Raw genomic sequence first — 21,521 nt, forward strand, 5'->3', positions numbered from 1 at the left:
GGGCCCGCGGCAAAGGGGCAGCACGCGGACGGTTCTTCTCGCTGAAACGTCCGAGAGCTGCCCGTATGAGAGGCGTGGGGCCGCTACCCCCTCATCGCAAAGGCCACGCCGATGGCGCCCGGCCCGCAGTGGGAGGTGATGACGTTGCCGGTCTCGTACCACTCGACCTCAACAAAGCCCCACTCGACGGCGCGGTCGGTCACGGCACGCCGCACCTGCTCGGGCAGACCGGGAGACTTCACGAAGACGATGCGCGCCGGGTCAAAGCCCTCCTCCGGAACGAGGTAGTCGAGCAGCGCGAGCGCAGCAGAGCCCATGGAGCCGCGCAGCTTCTTGGTGGCGACGAGCCTTCCATCGATGAGCTCCACCACCGGCTTGATCTTGAGCAGCGTGGCGCCGAGAAACGCCACGTTGGAGAGACGCCCTCCCGCGCGCAGGTAGCCGAGGTCACCGGGGAGAAACGCCATGCGCACGCGCGCGGAAAGGCCCTCGGCGTAGGCGCGTGCCTCGGCCGCGGTTGCCTCGGGGTGCTCGCTCACCCAGGCGAGGGTCTCTCGCACCACGAGCCCCTGGCCAATCGTCACGTGTCGCGTGTCGAGCGTCGTGACGTAGTCGCGCCCCTCGGCCGCGGCGATGGCGGACTCAAGCGAGCAGGTCGTGACCGCCGAGTAGGCGATGTGCAGGATCTGCGCCTCGGGGTCCTCCTCGTGGATGCGGTCAAAGGCGACCTCGAAGTCGTGCGGGGTGCAGCCGCTCGTCTTGGGCAGCACGCCGAGCTGACGGCACTGCTCGAGCATCTCCGCGGCAGAGAGCTCGCCGTCGTCGATGGTCTTGTCGCCAATGGTCACGTGCATGGGCACGAGCACCACGCCCAGCTCCGCCGCCTCGGCCGCCGGGATGTCGCAGCCGGTCTCCGCCGTGATCACGATCCTTGCCATAGCTCCCCTCCCAAACCTGAAACCTGACAAAAGTTGACAAAAGTGACAGGGTTAATTGTCATCATCACCACCCGAGCGACCCGATTGTACGGGCAGCGGCCCCGCAACCCGGCCGCGCTTTTGCCGGGCGTGCGCCTTTTGCATTCCGAACGCTCTTTCCGCAGATGCGACACAACTCCGGCCTGAAAATGTGAGATGCTGTATTGCTGCAACTATGATGAGAGACAACCGTGAGGAGGGGGCACCATGTATCTTGAGCGCATCAGCTCGCCGGAAGACGTGCGCGCCCTCCCTGCCCGCGCGCTCCCCACACTCTGCGAGGAGATTCGCCGCGGCATCATCGAGAGCTCGTCCGTCGTGGGCGGCCATATGGGCTCAAACCTCGCCGTCGTCGAGCTCACCGTTGCCCTGCACCGCGTCTTTGAGACCCCGCGGGACAAGATCGTCTTCGACGTCTCGCACCAGACCTACGCCCACAAGATGCTCACGGGCCGCGCGCCCGCGTTTCTCGACCCCGCGCGCTACGAGGACGTCTCCGGCTTCTCCAACCCCGGCGAGTCCGAGCATGACCTCTTTGCGATGGGCCACACCTCCACCTCGGTGAGCCTTGCCTGCGGACTTGCCACGGCACGCGACCTCGCCGGCGAGAAGTACGACGTGGTGGCCGTCATCGGCGACGGCTCGCTCTCCGGCGGCCTGGCCTTCGAGGGCCTTGACAACGCCGCCGAGCTGGGAAGCGGCCTCATCATCGTAGTCAACGACAACGAGTGGTCGATCGCGCCCAACCACGGCGGCATCTACCGCAACCTCGCTGAGCTGCGCGCCACCCGCGGCGCGAGCGAGCACAACGTCTTCCGCTCGCTCGGACTCGACTACCGCTACCTCGAGAACGGCCACGACGTCGCCGCGCTCGAGGAGGCGCTGCGCGAGCTCGCGGGCACGGACCGCCCCGTGGTCCTCCACGTCCACACCGAGAAGGGCCACGGCTACGAGCCCGCGCTCGCCGACCCCGAGGGCTGGCATCACGCCACCCCCTTTGACGTGGCAACCGGCAGCCCCGCGCAGGACCTCGGCTCGGACGACTACGCGAGCATCACGGCGGACCACCTCGTGCGCCGCATGGAGCGGGACCGCTCTCTCGTGGCCGTGAGCGCTGCCACGCCCTACATCATGGGCTTCACCCCGGAGCTGCGCGAGCGCGCTGGCGCCCAGTTTGTTGACGTGGGCATCGCAGAGGAGCACGCCGTCACCTACGTGACCGGGCTCGCGCGCGGCGGGGCGTGCCCGGTGCTCGGCATCTACGCAACCTTCCTCCAGCGCTCCTATGACGAGCTCTGGCACGACCTCTGCCTCAACGCGGCACCCGCCGTCATTCTCGTCTTTGGCGCCTCGGCCTTTGGCACCACGGATGCCACGCACCTCGGCTTCTACGACATCGCCATGCTCGGCGACATGCCCGGCCTCCCCTACCTCGCTCCCACCTGCCGCGAGGAGTACCTCGACATGCTCGACTGGGCGCTCGACCAGACCGCGGGGCCCGTGGCCATCCGCGTCCCGGTGGCAGGCGTCGAGTCCAGGCCGGACTTCGCGCGCCCCTCCGACTACGCGTGCGGGTATGAGCTTGTGCGCAGGGGCTCCAAGGTGGCACTTCTCGCCCTGGGCGACCTCTTCCCGCTGGGCGAGAAGGTCGCGGACGAGCTCGCCGCGCGCGGCGTGAGCGCCACCCTGGTAAACCCGCGCCTGGCTACGACCGTCGACGAGGGGCTTCTCGCCGACCTTGCCGAGAACCACGAGCTGGTCGTCACCATTGAGGACGGCATCGTGGACGGCGGCTTTGGCGAGCGCTGCGCTCGGGTGCTCGCCGAGCGGGGCCGCGTGCGCGTTCGCTGCTACGGACTGCCCCGCGCCTTCCCCGACCGCTACGTGCCCGAGGAGCTTCTCGCCAGCTGCGGCATGACGGCCGAGGGCATCACCGCGGACGTGCTCGAGACGCTGGGCGTCACCAACGTCCGCACGGCATAGGTCCGCGCGGGCGCCTCTCCCTATCCCTCCTGCTCGTCGCGCAGCTCTCCGCGCAGGCGCGAGAGCGTGACGGGCGTCATGCCGAGCAGGGACGCCACGTACTTGTTGGGGACCTCGTCGATGAGGCCGGGGTGGGTCTCCAGGAACCAGAGGTAGCGATCGCGGGCGCGCATCTGCGAGACGATGCGACGGACGGTCCAGTGCTCGCGCCACGCCTCGCTCAGAAGGCGAATGTAGAGGTGGTTGGCGGGCAGGCTCGTCTCCAGAAGACGGGCGATGAGCGGCAGTCCCACCGAGACGACGGTGCCGTCCGTGAGCATCTCAACGGTCGCGATGGACGGATCTCCGAGCTCTGGAGTGGGCGCGAGCACGCTTCCCGGCCGCCAGACGATGCAGTCCGTGACCTCATGGCCGTCCGCGTCAAACGAGAAGCTCCGAGCCACGCCGGACGCGAGGAAGTGCACCGTGGTGGGCGTCTCCCCACGCGTCAGGAGGAGGTCGCCCTTCTTGAGCGCGGTCTCAGCCGCCGACTCGGCAAGAACATGAGCGAGGTTTGCGTCAGAGACGCCGACGACCTCGACGAAGAAAGTCTCGAGATTCACACATAGCCTCCCTGCCTAGCTTGCGAAACGCTTTTTGGGTCCAACAACTTTACTTCATCCCCCGGGGCATATCACTCCACGTCGTCGGGCTCCACGGGCTTCTCGCTCCGCGCCTCCTCGAACTTCTCGCGCATCGTGGGGTTCTTCCACGTGAGCTTGCGGATGGTGAGCTCGTCGGCCTTCTTGTTGGCAAGGCGCAGCTGGTTCTCGGACGAGGTGAGGTTCTCCTTCACCTTCTGGAGGTGCTGAATCGTCTTGTCGATCTCCTCGATTGCGGTCTGGAACTTGCGGCTCGCCGTGTCGTAGTTCTTGCCAAAGCCCTCCTTGAACTTCTCGAGCGCGTCCTCAAAGTGCGTGATGTCAATGTTTTGCTGGCGAATCTCGGCGAGCTCGCGGCGGTAGGAGTGCGCGTTCTCGGCGGTGTTTCTCAGAAGCGTGATCATGGGGATGAAGAACTGCGGGCGGATGACGTACATCTTCTCGTACTCGTACGACACGTCGACGATGCCCGAGTTGTAGAGCTCGCTCTCCGGCTCAAGCAGCGAGACCAGCACGGCGTACTCGCAGCCCTTGTTGCGCCGGTCCTGGTCGAGCTTCCTGAAGAAGTCCGAGTTCTTGTGGCGGCTGCGCGCGGCGGAAGCGTCCTCCTCGCTCTTCATCTCAAACATGATGGAGACGATCTCAACGCCGTCCGCGTCCTTCTCGCGAAAGACGTAGTCGCCCTTGGAGCCGTCCACGACCTCGTTGTCCTTGTGGAACTCCGCGTTGCGAAAGCCGAGGCTGCGCCAGCGGTTGAACTCCATCTCGCAGTGCTGCTCGAGCGTCTCTCCGATGAGCTTGGTCGTGAGCTTGGAGCGCTGGTTGCGCAGGCGCTCGATCTCATCCTCGCGGTCGCGGATGGTCTGGTCCTTGAGGTTGGCCTGCTCCGTGAGCTGCTGCTTGAGGGATGCCTCCACCTGCTCGCGCTCGAGCTTGGCGGCGCGCAGGTCGCTCTCAAGGCGAACGATCTGCTTGTCCTGCTCGCCCGTTGCCTCCGTGATGGCGAGCGCCTTCTCCGAGGCAAAGGACGCTTCACGAGTCTTGAGCTGGGCCTCCAGCTCCGCAATTCGGCGCTCCCCCTCCGCAAGGCGCTCCGCGAGGGTCTTCTCGGCATTGGCGCGCTCGAGCGCAAGGGCATCCGAGCCCTCGCGAAGCTGGGCCTTCAGCCGCACGATCTCCGCGTCGCGCTCCGCGGTGGCCTGGGTGGCCTCCTGCCGGGCGAGGGCCACGGCGGCGTCCACGGCACTCGCGCGCTCGCGCTCCGCAAGGCGCTCGCGCTCCGCGAGCTCGCGCGTGAACTCGGCGTCTCGGACCTGTCGCACTATCTGGGCATACTCGGACTCGTCTACCTGAAATACCTCGCCGCAGTGCGGGCACTTGATCTCTGCCATGGGGCTCTCCGTCCTTCTCGACTATGACCAGCTTACTCGTACCACCGGACAACAATTGCCGAGAAGTGCATCGCGCCTTTGGAACGAGAATTGCCATAGTTTGATGTTTTTCATTCGCCCGGAATGCACCTGGCGCACTTTTGCCGTCCCGCGCTCGCGGGGAGGCCGTTTCCGTGAGGTTTGAGGTGGTTTTGGGCAACACTTTTTATGTACTCAATGCCTTTGGAAGGCATCGCGGGTCACGTGGTCAACGTTTCCGCAGGTCGTTCTGCTTGGCAGGGGCCCCTTAACGTGCAGGACGGCGTTGGATATCAAATCTTTTGCCCAAAACCGGTCGGTATCACCAGCGCCGAGAAGGGCATGGGGGTGGGTTGGTGACAAAGGTGGTGACAAAGAGGGCCCCACGGCAGATGCCGTGGGGCCCGAGTCGCCGTTCTTCTTGCCTCTTGCGCCTAGCGGCCGCCGAAGGGACTGTACTGCTGCTCCTGATACTGCTGGTAGAGATCGATGAGGTCCTCGAGGGAGACGTCCTGGCCGTTCACGTTGACGGTCTGGTTCTGCTGCTCCTGCTGCTGTTGCTGGAGGGTCTCGTCGGAGCCAAGGGTCACGTCGAAGGTCATCTGCTCGCTGCCGCGCATCACGGTCACGGGCACGGTCTCGCCCTCGCTGTGGGAGCGCACCGCGAGGATGGCTCCGTCGGCCGAGGTGATCTGCTCGTCGCCAATGGCGGTGATGACGTCTCCCACCTGGATGCCCGCCGCGGCTGCCGGACCGCCCTCGGCAACCTCGACCACGTAGGCGCCCTGGTCAACAGCGAGGTTGTTCCTGAAGGCGTTCTGCGCGTTCACGGTCTGCATGGTAAGGCCGATGTAGGCGTGCGTGACCGTTTCTCCGGCGATGATCTTGTCGGCAACCTCCACGGCGTAGTCGCTCGGGATGGCATAGCCAATGCCGGCAAAGCTCTGCGTGTCGGACGAGTAGAGCGTGCAGATGCCCACAAGCTGGCCCTCGGCGTTCACGAGCGCGCCGCCGGAGTTGCCGGGGTTGATCGTGGCGTCGGTCTGGATGAGGTTGGTGTAGAGCGTGTTGCCCGAGGCGCCTTCCATGAGGGTGTTGCGCGAGAGGGCCGAGACAATGCCCTGCGAGACGGAGTTCTCAAGGCCAAACGGGCTGCCCACGGACATGACCCAGTCGCCCACCTGCAGGTCCGAGGAGTTGCCGATCTCCATGGGCGTGACCTCGGCATCGCCAAAGTCAGCGTGGATGACGGCCAGGTCGGAGGAGGCGTCGGTGCCCACGAGGGTCGCCGCGTAGCTCTGCCCGTTCATGGTAACCGAGATGGACTCGGCATCCTCGATGACGTGGTTGTTGGTAATGATGTTGCCGTTCTTGTCATAGATGACGCCGGAGCCCATGCCCTCGCCGTCGGCGTAAGTGCTGTAGACCGTGACCACGGAGGGCAGGGCCTTTGCCGCCACGGCGTTGGCTACGGTGGTGTCCTCGTCGTTGGGGTCAATCGTGACCTGCTGGCCCGAGCTGCCGCCGGCGACCACGGTGGTCTTGCCGATCACGCCGCCCGCGTAGAGCGCGCCCGTGAGCGCCGCCGCACCGATCACGCCGCCAAGAAGGCCGGCGAGAACCGCCTTGAGCCCGGAGTACGCACGTTTGTTGTGCTGGTCGTGGTCCTCATGGTGAGCGTGGGCGGCGTGCTGTCCGTAGTCAAACTCCGGCGGCTCCGGGGTGGTGTTTGCACCCGGCACCGGCGGGGTGTACGGCTCCGGGCGAACCTCGGTCTGGGGCTCCTCGGAACGCTCGGGATCGGAGGTCCCATATGGATACTCGCTCATGGCTGCCTCTCTTCTTCTGACGCGCCAAACGTCGGCGCGGATGCGTCCTTCGTGGTCAAGAGGGAATGTACCCCCAGCGCTCCGCCGTCAAGACAGGTGTACGGGAATTGTCACATGCGTGCCATGTTGCTTTTGGTTGTCTGAAAGGGCACGCCAGGCCTGTCTTGCGTGCCGACGAGAAATATCGGCCTCCGTACCACTTTCTCAAGACCGTGGCGAGAAAATCAGGGGGCTGTACCACGCGCTTCGATGGGGTGCCGAGAAATACCGGCCCCTGTACCCGCCACCGCACTTCTCGCCGATAAAACCCGCCCTCTGTACCAGCATTGATCCGAATGCGGACCATCGGTTGGTACAGGGGGACGCTTTTCTCGGCAGGTCTTCGGACATCTGGTACAGCCCCGAGGTTTTCTCGGCGCTCATTTTGGAATCTGGTACAGAGGCGCGGTTTTCTCGGCCCGCAGACGACTAGATGCGGAAGAGGTAGCCCACACCGCGGATGGTGACGATGTGGCTTGCCACCTGCGGGCCCACCTTGGAGCGCACGCGACGGATGTGCACGTCAACGGTGCGCGTGCCGCCGCAGTACTCGAAGCCCCAGACGCGGTGCAGCAGCGTCTCGCGCGAGTAGGCACGGCTCGGGTGCGTGGCCAAAAAGGACAGCAGCGAGTACTCCATGAGCGTGAGGTCCACGGGCTTCTCGTCAATGTAGACCTGATACGTGGCCAGGTTGATGGTCATGTTGTCCACGGTGACAAGGTCTGCCGGGGCGCTCTCCTCGCCCGGCCAGAGCAGAAGCGTGCAGCGCAGCTCAAACTCGGCGGAGCCTGCAGTGGAGAGGATAAAGTCGTTGGAGCCCTGCGTGGGCATGTGGAGCATAGCCAGCTTGTCGGGGTCCTGGACAAGCAGCATGGGGATGAAGCCGTTCTCCTGGACAAAGGCGTCAACAGCATTGAGGATGTCCTGGCTCATGCCCTCGCCGTCAAGAATCACAAGGTCAAACTCATGCCCTGAGCTCACGGCCTGCGAGAAGGTCTCCTCGTTTGCAAGGGCAATGGAGACGTCGATGGCGTGAGAGAGCTCTCGCATGCGATCGTGCAGGAGCGTGGTGGCGGAGACAAGCAGAATGTTCTTGTGATGCATCCGGTCGACCCCCCGAAGTAAGGACGCATGAACTACCGAATACTACCACAAAGACTTCTACTCCACCTCACACGAGGAGCCCCTTCGACGTTCCTCCAGAAAGTGCGCTGCGCGGAACTTTCTTACGGAACGTCGAAGGGGCTCACGACGGCCGCCGGAATGTTCCGTAGAGAAGTTTCGCGAAGCGCACTTCTCGAAGGAACATTCCGGCGGCCCACAGCGCGAGAAGAAGGGGCTACTTGATCGAGCCGAGGAACTCGGCGGTGCGGGGGTTCTCGGGGTGGTCGAAGACCTTCTCGGGGAGGCCCTGCTCCACCACCACGCCCTCCTCCATGAAGACCACGCGGTCGGCCACGTCACGCGCGAAGCCCATCTCGTGGGTCACGACGATCATGGTCATGCCGGAGTTCTCCGCGAGGTCGCGCATGACGTCGAGGACGCCGCGCACGAGCTCGGGGTCAAGGGCCGAGGTGGGCTCGTCAAAGAGCAGCACGTTGGGGTGCATGGCAACCGCGCGCGCGATGGCCACGCGCTGCTGTTGGCCACCGGAGAGCTGCGCGGGCTTAAAGTCCGCGCGGTCCGCAAGACCCACGGCATCGAGCTGCTTCATGGCCTCCGCCTCGGCCTCGGCCTTGTCCTTCTTGAGCACCTTGGTCTGGCCGATCATGACGTTTTCCTTGGCCGTGAGGTGCGGGAAGAGGTTGAACTGCTGGAAGACCATGCCCACGTCGCGGCGCAGCTTGTTGACCTCAGCGGCGCTCTTGTTGGTGATCTCGTCATCCTCGATGAGGATGTGACCGGCGCTCGGCGTCTCGAGTAGGTTGATGCAGCGCAGCATCGTGGACTTACCGGAGCCGGAGGGACCCAGGACCACCACGACCTCGCCAGGCCAGACGTTGAGGTTCACGTCCTTCAGGACGAGCGTGTCGTCAAAGCTCTTGTTGAGGTGTTCGATGCGCACGATGGGGTGCTCGCCGGGCGTGAAGTGGTGGCTCGTGAGGCCCTGGTCGGCCTCGTAGGCAATGCGCGCGGCCTCCTCGGCGGGAAGCGCCGGCGGGACGTCGATGGTGCGCGCGTGACCGAACTTCTTAGCAGGCATCGGCGGCGACCTCCTTCATCTGGGCGGCGGCGTTGTCGGCCACGTCGGCGCGGCGCTTGGGGCGCGGGCCGCCGCCACGCTCGGAGCGGGCGATGTTCTCCTCGACGATGCCCACGACCTTGATCAGCGGCAGCGTGACGATGAGGTAGAAGATGCCGGCGGCCACGTAGGGGGTGATGTTGCCGGAGACCGTGGTGAGGTTCTTGGAGAACATCATGAGCTCCATGACGCCCACCGAGGAGAGCAGCGACGTGTCCTTGAAGGCGGTAATGAAGTCGCTCGTCACGGTGGGGATCACGCGGCGCACGGTCTGCGGCAGGATGATGGTGAACATCGTCTGCACGTAGTTCATGCCAAGCGAGCTCGCGGCCTCGTACTGGCCCTGCGGGATGGACTGGATGCCCGCGCGGAAGATCTCGGCGAGGTAGGCCGATGAGTTGATGGCCATGACGATGATGCCCAGCAGGTTGTTGTCGATGTTGATGTTGAGCATCGGCAGGCCAAAGAACATGATGTAGATCTGCAGGAAGAGCGGCGTTCCGCGCAGCACGTTGATGTAGATCACCGCGATGGCGCGCAGGATGCGCCACTTGGAGATCTTGAGCATGGCAAACAGCAGTCCCAGCGCGATGGCAAACGGGTAGGCCGCCACCACGATGCCCAGGCAGAGGATCCAGCCCGGCGCAAGGGACGAGAAGGACGTCACGAGCAGCTGGGGCTTGAGGAACATGCCCAGGAACTGGTTTGAGTTCCACGCCTCCACCCACGGCTGCTCGTCGAGCCAGTTGACGATCGACTGCAGCGGGGTGTTGGCGATGGTCTCGATGGGCTTGGAGTCGGCGAGCTCGTGGGTCTGGCCCGCGCTCTCGTAGCTGCCCGAGACGACGCACTCCCCACCCTCGGAGGGGAACTGCATGTTGGTGATCTCAAGGCGCAGGAGCGACCCCTCGGGAACGGGCTGGTCAAAGCTCACCGTGATGGAGGGGCCCGAAGGCGTGGCCTCGCCGGTGACGTCCATGCGCTTCAGGCCCTCGAGGGCGGTGATGCGCGTGGTGGAGCCGTCAAACGTGGAGCCCTCGGGAAGGGTCAGCGTGACCGAGGTGACCTCCTCGCCGCCCTCGACCGTGCCCTCCCAGGTGAGGCGCGTGTCCATCCCGCCAATGACACCGTCACCGCCGTCCTCGTTGGGACGAGCGGTGGCCTTCTCGGTGGTGAGCGCCTGAGCGGGCTGCGGCGCCGCGAGCGCAAAGACGCCCGTGAGCGCCAGCGCGAGCGCAACGAGAAGCGCCCCCCGTTTATGCTGCATGCTTCCTCCGTTTCGGTGCTGACAAAGGTGACAGGGCACTTTGTCATGATGCGCGTGGGCCGCGGCAATCATGACAAAGTGCCCTGTCACCTTTGTCAGCACCGGCCGCGGCCCGCAGGTTCTTCTCGCTTAGATCTCGGTGGTGCCGAACCACTTCTGCTTGAGCTCGTCCATCGTGCCGTCCTCCTCGATCTGGGCGAGGGCGTCGTTGATGGCGTCCTTGAGGCCCGGGTTGTCGTAGGAGACGGCGATGCCGTACTGCTCGCCCGTGGGGATCTCCTCGAGGACCTTGAGGTCGGAGAAGGACTGCGCGAGCATGTTCTGGGCAACGGGCAGGTCGATGACCATGGCCTGGTAGGAGCCCGTGGAGACGCCCATCATGCCGGCCGTGACGTCAGCCAGCGGCACGCGCGTGGCATTGGGCAGGTTCTCCTGGATCCAGGCGTCGCCGGTGGTGCCGGTCTGGCATGCGATCTGGATCTCCTCGGTGTCGAGGTCGTCGGTGGCGTAGCTGGAGCTGGCGGCCACGATGAGGGCCTGGTTGGAGTTGAGGTAGGGATCGGAGAAGTCAACGTCCTCAAGGCGCTCGTCGGTGATGGTGACGCCAGCGATGGAGATGTCGGCCTTTCCGCCCTGCTTGATGGTGGGGACGAGCGTGTCGAAGGCCTGGTTGGGCAGCCACTCGCAGGTGAGACCCATCTTCTCCGCAATGGCGTTGGAGAGGTCCACGTCAAAGCCCACGGTGTTGCCGTCCTCGTCGATGTACTCGAAGGGCGAGAAGCCGAGCTCGGCCACGTTGGTGAGCACGCCCTCCTTCACGAGGGTGTAGGAGGCCTCCTCGGGGGTCTGGTCGGTGGTCTGGTCATCGGTGGTCTGGTCGGTGGTGTTCTCGGCGGGCTGCTCGGAGCCGCCGCAGCCGGCGAGGGCGAGGGCGCCGGCGGCGCCGAGGGTTGCGACGAAGTTGCGACGGGTCATGCTGGACATTTCATTTCCTCCCATTGTGATGTGCAAAGGTTCCTGTCCCCTTTGCACGCTTACTGCTAGAGCTCGGCGCCGAGCCACTTGACCTCGAGCTCGGAGATGTAGCCCTCCTCCTCGAGCTCGGCCAGGGCGCCGTTGATGGCCTCGGTGAGGCCGGGGTTGTCCTTGTTGACGGCAATGCCGTACTGCTCGCCCGTGGGGATCTCGATGGCCACCTGGCAGTCGGTGAACGAGCTGGAGCAGAGGTAGGTCATCACGGGCAGGTCCGCCACCGCGGCGGAGTAGAGGCCGGTCTGCACGCCGGTGATCGCGACCACCGGGTCGTCAAGCGCCACGATCTCCGCGTTGGGCAGGTTCTCCTCGGCCCAGGAGGCGCCGGTCGTGCCCGCCTGGACGGCGATCTTGGTGCCCTCGACGTTGAGATCGTCCTCGGTCACGTCCGCGTTTGCCGCAAGCGTCACGAGGCCCTGGTTGGAGTCCATGTAGGAGTCGGTGAAGTCCACCTGCTCCATGCGGGCGTCCGTGATGGTGATGTTGGAGACGCCCACGTCGGCCTTGCCGCCCTGCTCGATGAGCGGGACGATGGTGTCGAACTTCATCGCGGGAAGGACCTCGCACTCTAGGCCGAGCTTGTCGGCCACGGCGTTGATGAGGTCGATCTCAAAGCCCTGGGCCTCGCCGGTGTTCTCGTCAACAAAGTCGAGCGGGGCGTTGGCCAGGTCGGAGGCAACGGTGATGGTGCCATCGGTGACGAGGGTGTAGGACGCCTCGGAGGTGTTGTCAGAGGCGGGGGTGCTGGTCTGCCCTCCCCCGCTGCATCCCGCGATCGTCACGGCGAGTGCGCAGGCAACCGCAAGGCCGCCCGCAATCCGGCTGGAGAGCTTCATGATAGGGTTCCTTCCCCCAGTGCTTTGGCGCGTGGTCACGCCCTTTCCCGACAGAGGGCACGGGGTCTTCCCCGTGTCGAGGCCGCGGCCTCGCCTGTCGCCAAGGAGCTAGTTTGGTTCATTTGCCCTCATAAGCCCCGCGCCTTTGGCTTTCTTAACAAGATTGACATGATTTTGCGCGCGAGAACCCGCTGGTCTGCATACTCGTCCTCAAGGTTGCGGTTTTCTGCATACTTCGAGAAGAAAATTGCATATTTGACCACTGTGGCCACTTTCAGCATGCGCTCCGTGCCCCCCCGCGCTGACCACCGCCAAATCTACGCCGCACGGAGAAGCGCAGGGTCAAAACGTGACGCCCGCGCGTATGGTGAGAGAGGCCAACATCGTCACAGGAGGGTACGCCATGACGCGCATGGGATATGCAGGAAAGCACGCCGCACTTCTCGCCGTTGCGCTTGTCACCGCCCTGGCGCTTGTCGCCGGCTCGCCCCTGGCGGCCCGCGCGGACGAGGCTGTTGTAGACTCCCCCACCACCGACGAGGTAGTGGTGCAGGAGCCAAATGAGGACCAGGGCGAGAAGGACCCGCAGGGCGAGCCCGAGGAGCAACCGGAGGAGCGGCCCGAGCAGGGGACGGATCCCGATGAGTCGGCCGAAGAGGCACCGGAGCCGGAGCCAACGCCCGAGCCGGAGCCGGAACCGGAACCCGAACCTGAGCCCGAGCCCACTGACATGACGATGCTGCGCTTCTACAACCCCTACACCGGCGAGCATCTCTACACTGCGGACGCCGACGAGGGCGAGGCGCTGGTCGAGCTGGGCTGGTCCGCCGAGGGCGAGGCCTGGACCGCGCCCCTCTCGTCAAAGACGCCCGTCTACCGGCTCTACAACCCCTACGTGAGCGGAGGGGACCACCACTACACCACAAACAAGGCCGAGTATGACCAGCTTGGGCGCCTCGGCTGGCGGCAGGAGGGTATTGGCTGGTACTCGGATGACGAGCGCGGCGTGCGGCTCTACCGGCTCTTTAACCCCTACGCCCAGACGGGCTCGCACCACTATACCACGAGCTACGACGAGCTCGTAGCCCTCAAGCGCCAGGGCTGGTGCTACGAGGGAACGGCCTGGTACGGCATGGCACAGTAAGAGAGGAGCCGCGTGCCCAAGCGGCTCGCGGCTCCCTTGCGCTCATTCGGGGCGGCCCCATTGACGGGCTTAGACGCCACCGTAGTAGTGCTCGCGCTCCCAGTCCGTGACGGCGGTGCAGAACTCCTCCCACTCGCGGCGCTTCTCGCGCACGAAGTAGGTGAAGATGTGGTCGCCGAGAACCTCGCGCATGAGCTCGGAGGACTCAAAGCGGTCGATGGCCTCGCCGAGGGTGCGCGGCAGGCGGCAGATCCCCTTGGCGGCGAGCTCGGCCTCGCTCAGGTTGAAGGTGTCGCACGTGGACTCCTCGGGCAGCGGGAGTCTCTCCTCGATGCCCTTGAGTCCGGCCGCGATGGTGACGGCGAGCGCCAGGTACGGGTTGGCCGTGGGGTCGGGGCTGCGCAGCTCGATGCGCGTGGCGATGTGCTTGCCGGGCTTGTGCGTGGGGATGCGCACGAGCGCGGAGCGGTTGCGGCGACCCCAGGTGGCATAGGTGGGCACCTCGCCCGTGGAGACAAAGCGCTTGTAGGAGTTGACCGTGGGGTTGGTGACCAGCGTGAACTCCGGGGCGTACTTGAGGATGCCCGCAATGTAGTGCTGCCCGATGTCGGAGAGGTGCGCGGGGTGGTGCTCCTTGGGGCCCCAGAAGAGGTTCTCGCCCTCGTGGTCGAGAAGGGACTGGTAGAGATACATCGCCGATCCCGGGGCGCTCGCGATGGGCTTGGGCATGAACGAGGCGAACATGCCCTGGCCCGCAGCCTCCTGCTTGATGACCAGGCGCGCCGTCATGATGTTGTCCGCGCAGCTCACGGCCTCGGTGAAGCGCAGCTCAACGCCGTTCTGGGACGGGCCGGCGGCGTGATAGGAGTACTGCACCGGGATGGACATCTTCTCCAAGGTGAGCGTGGTCTGGCGGCGCAGGTCGTTGGCGCGATCCATCGGCGTGAGGTCAAAGTAGCCGGCGGTGTCCAGCGGCACGGGATCGAGGTCGTTATCGAAGTAGAAGTACTCGATCTTGGGACCCACGTTGGGAACAAAGCCCTGCTCGTCGGCCTTCTCGAAGACCTTGCGCAGGCAGCGGCGCGGGTCGCCGTCAAAGGGCTCGCGCGAGGGGGTGGAGACGTCGCAGAAGACGCGCGCCACGCCGGACTCCTTGGGACGCCACGGGAGCAGCGCAAACGTGGCAGGGTCCGGGAAGGCCAGCATGTCCGACTCCTCAAGAGAGGCAAAGCCGTCAACGGCGGAGCCGTCAAAGCCAATGCCCTCCTCAAAGGCCTCCTCCAGCTCCTCCGGCGAGATGGCAAAGCACTTGAGGTTGCCAAGAACGTCCGTGAACCACAGCTGCACGAAGCGGATGTCGCGCTTCTCGACGGTGCGCAGGACGAAGTCGATGTCTTTCTCGGTGCTCATGCGAGGTCCTCCCCGGTGCGGACGCGAGCGGTTCATAGTCTTTCGTAGGTTCTCACAGAAGTGTTTCGCCCCTGTTTCCCATTAGGAGCTGTAAAAGGGGGACGGGTTCTACCTCTCAGAGTTTTTGGGACAGGCCTCGAACAACACTCGAGGCCTGTCCCAAAAACTCTGAGAGGTAGAACCCGTCCCCCTTTTACAGCTTGTTGAGGCGGTCCTCCACGTGGCTGAGCATATCCTTGGCAGCGGGGCACGGCGCACCGGTAACGTGCGCGGAGCAGCTCCCGCGGCTGCCGCAGTCCGAGCAGCCGTTGGCTTGAGACCGCACGATGGAGCGTACGGCAAGCACCAGCAGCACCGCAATCACCGCTATGACAAGAAAATCGGTCGTACTCACGCTCCCGCTCCCTCCGACAGCTGAAAAACCTCAGTGTTAACCTAACGCAACTATACCCATTGCGTCATACTATACATGTTGGGCGGCGCCCGCCGCACAAACTCAGCATCGAGAAGGGACGTGTCTCCAATGAACGACGATCAGACCATGCAGCTCGTCATCGTCCGCCACGGCGAGTCCGAGTGGAACAAGCTCAACCTCTTCACCGGCTGGACCGACGTTGACCTCACCGACACCGGCCGCGAGGAGGCCCACGCGGGCGGCAAGGCCCTCAAGGAGGCCGGCTACGACTTCGACGTCTGCTACACCTCGCTGCTCAAGCGCGCCATCCACACGCTCAACTGCGTGCTCGACGAGCTCGACCGCAACTGGTTGCCCGTCACCAAGGCCTGGCAGCTCAACGAGCGCCACTACGGCGCCCTCCAGGGCCTGAACAAGGCCGACGCCGCTGCCGAGCACGGCGAGGACCAGGTCAAGATCTGGCGTCGCTCCTTTGACGTTCAGCCGCCCGCCCTCGAGCCCGGCGACGAGCGCGACCCGCACGTCCAGGAGATGTTCCGCGACGTACCCAAGGAGGACCTCCCCTACACCGAGTGCCTCAAGGACACCATCGCCCGCGCCTGGCCGTACTTTGAGCAGGAGATCAAGCCGCAGATGGAGGCCGGCAAGCGCGTGCTCATCGCCGCTCACGGCAACAGCCTGCGCGCCCTCGTCATGCAGTTCGAGAAGCTGACCCCCGAGGAGATCCTCGAGGTCAACATCCCGACCGGCGTGCCGTGCGCCTACACCTTCGACAAGGACTGGAACGTCGTCGACAAGCACTACATCGGCGACCCGGCCACCATCGAGGCCAAGATCAACGCCGTTGCCAACCAGGGCAAGGTCAAGAAGTAGGCTGCGTTCGCCCCTGAGCGCGTAGAGAAGGCCCCCGGAGTTCCTACGAGAAGTGCGCTGCGCGAAACTTCTCTCCGGAACCCCGGGGGCCTTGCGCGTTCCGGGTCGCGGGTCGCCGACCGCGGGCGGGATGCCGGCGGCGGGGCGGGCCGGCGGGGCGCTAGGCCTTAACGAGGGCCTCGGCGGCGGCCTTGAGCTCGGAGACGGCGGCAGCGTCGGACGCCAGGTTGGCGATGACCGCGGCGACCACGTTCACGCCAGCATCCTCCGCACCCTCCTTCCACGTGTCCATCCACTCTCCGGTCCCCCAGTCGTAGCTGCCGAACAGCACCACGGGCTTCTCGCCCAGCGCGTCCTTGCAGGCGTCCCAGACCGGCTCGAACTCGTCCGCCTCGAGCTCCTCGGCGCCCATGGCGGGGCAGCCGAAGGCCAGGGCGTCGTAGTCGGAGACCTCGTCTGCCGAGAAGTCGGCGACGGCGACGAGCCGCGCCGTGCCGCCCGCCTCGCCGACGCCCTCCTCGAGGGCGCGCGCCATCTCCTCGGTGTTGCCCGTGCTCGTCCAGTACACGATCGCGACGTTCTTGCCTATTGCGTTCCTTTCTCGCGCGGCCGGTGGCCGCAGCCCTTATGCCGCTCCCATCCGCAGCAGCTCCCGCATGGGGACCCCCGCGGAGAAAAGCCTCTTGACGTGGCTATCCGCCCGGTCCAGCTCCTCGAAGCGCCGCCGGGCGGCACGCACGTCCCCGTAGACCTTCCACCTGCCGCACGCCGCGGCGTTGCGGCCGCCGTCGGCCAGGAACCCCTCGACGTCCTCGACCGGGTATCCCAGGACGATCCCCACCTCGTGCGGGAAGGGGCGCCGACCGGCGTAGTATGAGCGGAGAAGCCCGGCGAGCCTGGAGACGAGGGACGCGGGGTCGCCCGGGAGCCCGCGGCGCGCCAGGAAGCGGCGGACCTCCCGCTCGGCGAGAAGAACCTCGACGAGCTCGGGCCTCCAGACGAGCAGCATGACGCGCTCGCCGCGCCACCCGAGGCACGAGATGCGAAGCCCCAGCGGGCGCGTCTGCCCCGCATAGACCGAGAGCAGCCGCGCGACGAGGCGGCGCGGGTGCGGTGTACTCGGCTCGCGTGGCGCCGCGACCGCCGCGCGTGTCGCGTCCGCCGTGCGTGCCGCCGCGCCCGCGGTGTCCGTCGCATCCGTCGTGCGCGGCCTGAAGCCAAAGACCGCAGCGGGCTTGCGACCCGCCATCACCAGACCGGCCTGGCACACGAGGCATCGGACGAGCTGAGCCTCGAGGAGCTCCTCGGGCGTCGCAGCCATCCCGAGGCCGACCGCGCTGCTGTCCATGCCCTGTCCCACGTCCGTCTCCTTTTGTTAGATGACACTAACTTCAGTCGATAAAGTACGCCATGGTTTACTCGTTGTCCAGAGAGGGCTGGCTGAGACTCGCTTGCCCATGCTCGAGGGCTGAAAGCGCAGCAAAGACGCAGCAGACAGACACGCCGGCAGCTGACGCCACACACAAAGGCGCCACCTGCCGCAGAGGGGGTTGGCAGGTGGCGCGAAGGTGCGCCGTTCGCGGCGGGGAGAGGATCCGCCGCTTGGGCAGGGTTAAACGCACTGCGCCGGTCCGAGACGCTGTCGCTTCGAGTCGCTTGTTCTTCTCGGCGCATAGTTAGAATAGGTTAACTTGCTTCGAATCCCTAGTGTAAACCTAGGTTAACACACTTTCTTCACAACTTGCCCGAGGCTGGTCACCTAGGTCTGTCCCACTTAGGGACAGGGACCTTTTGGGACAGCGGCGCACGCCGCGAGGCAACCGGGCGGCGCCCACGCAGCGGCGGCGCGGCCGCGCGCCCTACCCCAACGCCACGTCGAGCACCATCATCACCACAAAGCCGGCGATAAACCCGAGCGTGCCCACGTTGGAGTGCTCGCCGAGATGCGCCTCGGGGATGAGCTCCTCCACCACCACATAGATCATCGCGCCCGCGGCAAAGGCCAGAAGCCATGGCATATATGGGGCAATCCAGCCGCTGGCCAGCACCACCGCCACGCCGAAGACCGGCTCCACGATGCCGGAGAGGCTGCCGGCGAGAAAGGCGCGCCTGCGGCTCATGCCCTCGCGCGCGAGCGGCAGGGAGATCGCCGCGCCCTCCGGGAAGTTCTGCAGGCCGATGCCCATCGCCAGCGCCACGGCCATGCCGAGGTAGGCTTCCCCCGCCGCGCCCGAAGACTGCGCCGCCATCGCAAACAGCAGCCCCACCGACATTCCCTCGGGGATGTTGTGCAGCGTCACCGCGGATACCAGAAGCGTCGTGCGCTTCCACCCGGAGGGCACGCCCTCGGGCTCCTCGGCGTCCGCGTGCAGGTGCGGCAGGAAGGTGTCGAGCGCCATTAGGAAGGCCACGCCCAGGACGAAGCCGCCCGCGGCGGGCAGCCATCCCGGGACGCCCTGGGCCTCGGCCTGTTCGATCGCTGGGTTGAGCAGCGACCACACGCTCGCCGCCACCATGACGCCCGCGGCAAAGCCGAGGAAGATGTGGTGCATGAGCTTGCGCTCGGATCGGAAGAAGAACACCACCGCCGAGCCCGCCGTGGTCATGATCCACGTGAAGCCGCAGCCGAGCGCCGCCCACGTGAACGCCTGCGGGATGTTGTCGACCATGTGCCCTCCTGGAGAAGTCCGGCGAGGCCCCGCCGTCGTCGGCCCGCATGCGGCGCGCTCCTTCGCCGGCGCGACAAGTACCGTCAAACAGTACCATTATCTGTCAAAAGGGGACGGGTCCGTTTTCGCTGTCAAAACGGACCCGTCCCCTTTTTGCAGCGAAAACGGACCCGTCCCCTTTTGACCGCCGTCCCCTTTTGACCGCCAGGCGCGCGGGTAGCCCACGGCGCTCGCAACCTCGGCCACGCTCACCGACGCCACCTCGAGCAGGTTTGCCGCCCGCTCCATGCGCGCGCGGCGCACGTAGGCGCCCAGGCCCTCGCCAGTCTCCGCCCGGAAGGCCGCGCACAGCCTCGAGCGGCTCGTGAGCAGGTCGCGCGCGATCCCGTCGAGGGTGAGGCTCTCCCCCAGGTGCTGCGCCACGTGATGGCGCGCCGCGCACACGAGCCGCGCCTGCTCGAGCGTGCCGGCCGCCGCCTCGGCGCGCTCGCGCTCCTCGTGCCAGACGAGCGCCACCTCCGCCGCGCGCCCCATCTGCCGCATCACCTGACCCTCGTCCGCCAGCGCTCCCCCGAAAAGCGGCGTCACGGCGCGCAGGAGCGCGTCGAGCGCGGCCGCAACCTCGCCCGTGCACGTCTCCCCCACGCCATAGACGAGCTCGCGGGCTGCGTCGCGCCGCGCGCCCTCGAGGCGCCCGAGCCACTCGGGCAGCAGCGTCATCGAGACCGCGTCCTGCACCGAGCCTGCGCGCAGGGGGTAGGTGCGCTCTGAGCGGTCCTGCCCGAAGACCGCCACGCCGCCGCCCGCCCGGCGCCCGGCCGGCGCGCCGCCCCCGCGACGGCCACGCGCGCCGCCAGCAGCGCCGCGCCGCGGCGCCGCAGCTCCACGCCGAACTGCTCGACCTGCGCCATGTAGAGCTCCGAGAGCTCCGCCCACTTTCGAATCCGTCCCAATCTCGCTCCCCGGAACGCCCCGCCGAACACGCCCATAGTAAGTTAGTCAGTGCTAACAAACAACCGAGAAGAACCGGGAGGCATCTATGTCCAAGCAACCTGGGCCCGTCGGGCGCCTGCTCGCCTTCGCCGGGCCGCGGCGCGCGCTCACCTATCTTGGCCGCGCGCCCTCCGCCGTCTCCATGCTCGTGAGCTTTGGCCCCTACCTCTGCATCTGGCTGGTGGCACGCGAGCTCATCTCCATCGAGCCCGACTGGGGCGCCGCGACCGGCATCGCGGGCCTGGGGTGGCGCGCGCTCGGGCTCTCCGTGCTCTCCATCCTGCTCTACTTCGCGGGCCTCATGTGCACGCACCTCGCCGCCTTCCGCACCGCGGCGAACATGCGCAAGGCAGCCACGGAGCACCTCATGCACACGAGCCTGGGCTACTTCGACGACCATGCCTCGGGCGCACTGCGCCGCGTCGTGGACGGCTGCGCCGCCGAGACCGAGGGGCTTCTCGCACATAAGCTCCCTGACACCGCAGGCAGCATTGCCATGATCGTCGGCATGCTCGCGCTCTTCTTCGTCTTTGACTGGCGCCTGGGGCTCGCGTGCCTCGCGTCGGTGGTCATCTCGCTGGCGTGCATGCTCTACATGATGGGCGGCCGCGGCATGGACTTCATGACCCGCTACCAGGGCGCGCTCGTCAAGATGAACAAGACCGGCACCGAGTACGTGCGCGGCATCCCCGTGCTCAAGGTGTTCCAGGCCACGGTCCGCTCCTTCCGCGCCTTCCACGACGCCATCGAGGAGTTCACGCGCCTCGCCCAGGACTATGCCGTGAAGTGGTGCCAGGTGCCGCAGTCGCTCTCGCTCACGGTCATCAACTGCGTGGCGGCGTTCCTGGTGCCCGCCGCCATCCTCGTCGCGCCCGGCGAGGGGGACTTCGCCGCGTTTCTCGCCAACTTCGCGTTCTACACGATCTTCTCGGCCGTGATCCCCACCGCGATGACGCGCGTGATGTTCATGTCCGAGGCCTTCCAGTCGGCGGCGGACGCCGTCAGCCGCGTGGACGAGGTGCTCGCGGCGCCCGTGATCGAGGGGCCCGCCGCGCCGCAGACGCCCCGCGACGCCTCCGTCGAGCTGCGCGACGTGAGCTTCACCTACCCCGGCGCCGAGGCGCCCGCGCTCGACCACGTGAGCGTCACGGTGCCCGCGGGCTCGACGGTCGCCCTGGTGGGCCCCTCCGGCGGCGGCAAGACCACGGCCGCCTCGCTCGTGCCGCGCTTCTGGGACGTGGGCGCGGGATCGGTGCTGGTGGGCGGCGTGGACGTGCGACAGATGGACCCGCACGTCCTCATGGAGCAGGTGGCCTTCGTCTTCCAGGCAAACTGCCCGTTCAAGGCCAGCGTGCTGGAGAACGTCCGCGCCGCGCGCCCGGACGCCACCCGCGAGGAGGTCCTGGAGGCGCTCTCCGCCGCGCGGTGCGACGACATCGTAGCCAAGCTCCCCGACGGCATCGACACGGTGGTGGGCGCCGGCGGCGTCTACCTCTCCGGCGGCGAGGTCCAGCGCCTCATGATCGCCCGTGCGATTCTCAAGCGCGCCCCGATCGTGGTGCTCGACGAGGCAACGGCCTTCGCGGACCCGGAGAACGAGGCGCGCATTCAGGCCGCCTTCAGGCGCCTCGCGCGCGGGGCGGACGGCAGCCGCCGCACCGTGCTCATGATCGCCCACCGGCTCTCCACCGTGCGCGGCGCCGACAAGATCTGCGTGCTCGACGGCGGGCGCATGGTCGAGCAGGGCTCGCCGGCGGAGCTT

At 66.3% G+C, this 21,521-nt stretch carries 19 protein-coding genes and 2 pseudogenes; 5 read left to right on the forward strand and 16 right to left on the reverse strand.

What is annotated here, in order from left to right; all coding sequences use genetic code 11:
• Window positions 1-83: 83 nt before the first annotated feature.
• Window positions 84-938 (reverse strand): DegV family protein, encoded by an 855-nt coding sequence (locus QUW25_RS06170; RefSeq protein WP_289511341.1) that lies wholly within the window; start codon window positions 936-938, stop codon window positions 84-86.
• 246 nt (window positions 939-1,184) lie between these two features.
• On the opposite strand from QUW25_RS06170, the gene QUW25_RS06175 reads away from it, so the two are divergent.
• A complete protein-coding gene (locus QUW25_RS06175) occupies window positions 1,185-2,960 on the forward strand; it encodes a 1-deoxy-D-xylulose-5-phosphate synthase (RefSeq protein ID WP_289511342.1) in 1,776 nt (591 codons plus the stop codon).
• A 20-nt stretch (window positions 2,961-2,980) separates the two neighbouring features.
• Here QUW25_RS06175 and QUW25_RS06180 read toward each other — a convergent pair whose 3' ends face one another.
• The 8 genes from QUW25_RS06180 to QUW25_RS06215 form a co-directional block, all read right to left on the reverse strand.
• Window positions 2,981-3,562, reverse strand: a complete 582-nt coding sequence (locus tag QUW25_RS06180) for a Crp/Fnr family transcriptional regulator (protein WP_289511343.1) — start codon at window positions 3,560-3,562, stop codon at window positions 2,981-2,983.
• A 71-nt stretch (window positions 3,563-3,633) separates the two neighbouring features.
• Window positions 3,634-4,992: a DUF2130 domain-containing protein gene (locus QUW25_RS06185; RefSeq protein ID WP_289511344.1), complete on the reverse strand. Its 1,359-nt coding sequence runs from the start codon at window positions 4,990-4,992 to the stop codon at window positions 3,634-3,636.
• A 452-nt stretch (window positions 4,993-5,444) separates the two neighbouring features.
• Complete coding sequence (locus QUW25_RS06190; RefSeq protein ID WP_289511345.1) at window positions 5,445-6,839, reverse strand: S1C family serine protease; 1,395 nt, start codon at window positions 6,837-6,839, stop codon at window positions 5,445-5,447.
• A gap of 468 nt (window positions 6,840-7,307) precedes the next feature.
• Window positions 7,308-7,982, reverse strand: a complete 675-nt coding sequence (locus tag QUW25_RS06195) for a response regulator transcription factor (RefSeq protein WP_289511346.1) — start codon at window positions 7,980-7,982, stop codon at window positions 7,308-7,310.
• 235 nt (window positions 7,983-8,217) lie between these two features.
• Window positions 8,218-9,081 carry an amino acid ABC transporter ATP-binding protein gene (locus QUW25_RS06200; RefSeq protein ID WP_289511347.1) on the reverse strand — a complete coding sequence of 288 codons (864 nt, stop codon included), beginning with the start codon at window positions 9,079-9,081 and terminating at the stop codon, window positions 8,218-8,220.
• On the reverse strand, window positions 9,071-10,387 hold the full coding sequence (locus QUW25_RS06205; RefSeq protein ID WP_289511348.1) for an ABC transporter permease subunit: 1,317 nt from the start codon (window positions 10,385-10,387) through the stop codon (window positions 9,071-9,073). The genes QUW25_RS06200 and QUW25_RS06205 overlap by 11 nt, the downstream gene beginning before the upstream one ends.
• Window positions 10,388-10,516: 129 nt before the next feature.
• Complete coding sequence (locus tag QUW25_RS06210; protein ID WP_289511349.1) at window positions 10,517-11,371, reverse strand: ABC transporter substrate-binding protein; 855 nt, start codon at window positions 11,369-11,371, stop codon at window positions 10,517-10,519.
• A gap of 56 nt (window positions 11,372-11,427) precedes the next feature.
• On the reverse strand, window positions 11,428-12,255 hold the full coding sequence (locus QUW25_RS06215; protein WP_289511350.1) for an ABC transporter substrate-binding protein: 828 nt from the start codon (window positions 12,253-12,255) through the stop codon (window positions 11,428-11,430).
• Between the two features lie 403 nt (window positions 12,256-12,658).
• Here QUW25_RS06215 and QUW25_RS06220 point away from each other — a divergent pair, with 403 nt between their 5' ends.
• Entirely contained in the window at window positions 12,659-13,399 is a 741-nt protein-coding gene (locus QUW25_RS06220) for a hypothetical protein (protein WP_289511351.1), read from the forward strand.
• Window positions 13,400-13,468: 69 nt separating this feature from the next.
• Here QUW25_RS06220 and QUW25_RS06225 read toward each other — a convergent pair whose 3' ends face one another.
• Complete coding sequence (locus QUW25_RS06225; protein WP_289511352.1) at window positions 13,469-14,809, reverse strand: glutamine synthetase family protein; 1,341 nt, start codon at window positions 14,807-14,809, stop codon at window positions 13,469-13,471.
• 193 nt (window positions 14,810-15,002) lie between these two features.
• Entirely contained in the window at window positions 15,003-15,203 is a 201-nt protein-coding gene (locus QUW25_RS06230; protein WP_289511353.1) for a FeoB-associated Cys-rich membrane protein, read from the reverse strand.
• Window positions 15,204-15,332: 129 nt separating this feature from the next.
• Between QUW25_RS06230 and gpmA the strand changes: the two genes are divergently transcribed.
• Window positions 15,333-16,097 carry a 2,3-diphosphoglycerate-dependent phosphoglycerate mutase gene (gene gpmA / locus QUW25_RS06235; RefSeq protein WP_289511354.1) on the forward strand — a complete coding sequence of 255 codons (765 nt, stop codon included), beginning with the start codon at window positions 15,333-15,335 and terminating at the stop codon, window positions 16,095-16,097.
• A 160-nt stretch (window positions 16,098-16,257) separates the two neighbouring features.
• Here gpmA and QUW25_RS06240 read toward each other — a convergent pair whose 3' ends face one another.
• The 4 genes from QUW25_RS06240 to QUW25_RS06255 form a co-directional block, all read right to left on the reverse strand.
• Window positions 16,258-16,665, reverse strand: coding sequence for a flavodoxin domain-containing protein (locus tag QUW25_RS06240; protein WP_289511355.1), 408 nt, complete (start codon window positions 16,663-16,665; stop codon window positions 16,258-16,260).
• 57 nt (window positions 16,666-16,722) lie between these two features.
• A complete protein-coding gene (locus QUW25_RS06245; RefSeq protein ID WP_289511356.1) occupies window positions 16,723-17,457 on the reverse strand; it encodes a DUF3793 family protein in 735 nt (244 codons plus the stop codon).
• A gap of 499 nt (window positions 17,458-17,956) precedes the next feature.
• Window positions 17,957-18,766, reverse strand: coding sequence for a ZIP family metal transporter (locus QUW25_RS06250; protein ID WP_289511357.1), 810 nt, complete (start codon window positions 18,764-18,766; stop codon window positions 17,957-17,959).
• Between the two features lie 96 nt (window positions 18,767-18,862).
• Window positions 18,863-19,561: a helix-turn-helix transcriptional regulator gene (locus tag QUW25_RS06255; protein ID WP_289511358.1), complete on the reverse strand. Its 699-nt coding sequence runs from the start codon at window positions 19,559-19,561 to the stop codon at window positions 18,863-18,865.
• Window positions 19,562-20,027: 466 nt separating this feature from the next.
• On the opposite strand from QUW25_RS06255, the pseudogene QUW25_RS06260 reads away from it, so the two are divergent.
• Window positions 20,028-20,630: pseudogene (locus QUW25_RS06260) on the forward strand (ABC transporter transmembrane domain-containing protein); the annotation flags it as partial.
• A gap of 44 nt (window positions 20,631-20,674) precedes the next feature.
• Here the strand turns inward: QUW25_RS06260 and QUW25_RS06265 are convergent.
• The gene (locus tag QUW25_RS06265; RefSeq protein WP_289511359.1) at window positions 20,675-20,863 is read right to left on the reverse strand and encodes a hypothetical protein; all 189 of its coding nucleotides are present in this window, start codon (window positions 20,861-20,863) and stop codon (window positions 20,675-20,677) included.
• A gap of 73 nt (window positions 20,864-20,936) precedes the next feature.
• Between QUW25_RS06265 and QUW25_RS06270 the strand changes: the two are divergent.
• Window positions 20,937-21,278 (forward strand): annotated as a pseudogene (locus tag QUW25_RS06270) (ATP-binding cassette domain-containing protein); the annotation flags it as partial.
• Between the last annotated feature and the right edge of the window lie 243 nt (window positions 21,279-21,521).

Source organism: Thermophilibacter provencensis (genome assembly GCF_030372065.1).
GTDB classification, from domain to species: Bacteria; Actinomycetota; Coriobacteriia; order Coriobacteriales; family Atopobiaceae; genus Thermophilibacter; species Thermophilibacter provencensis_A.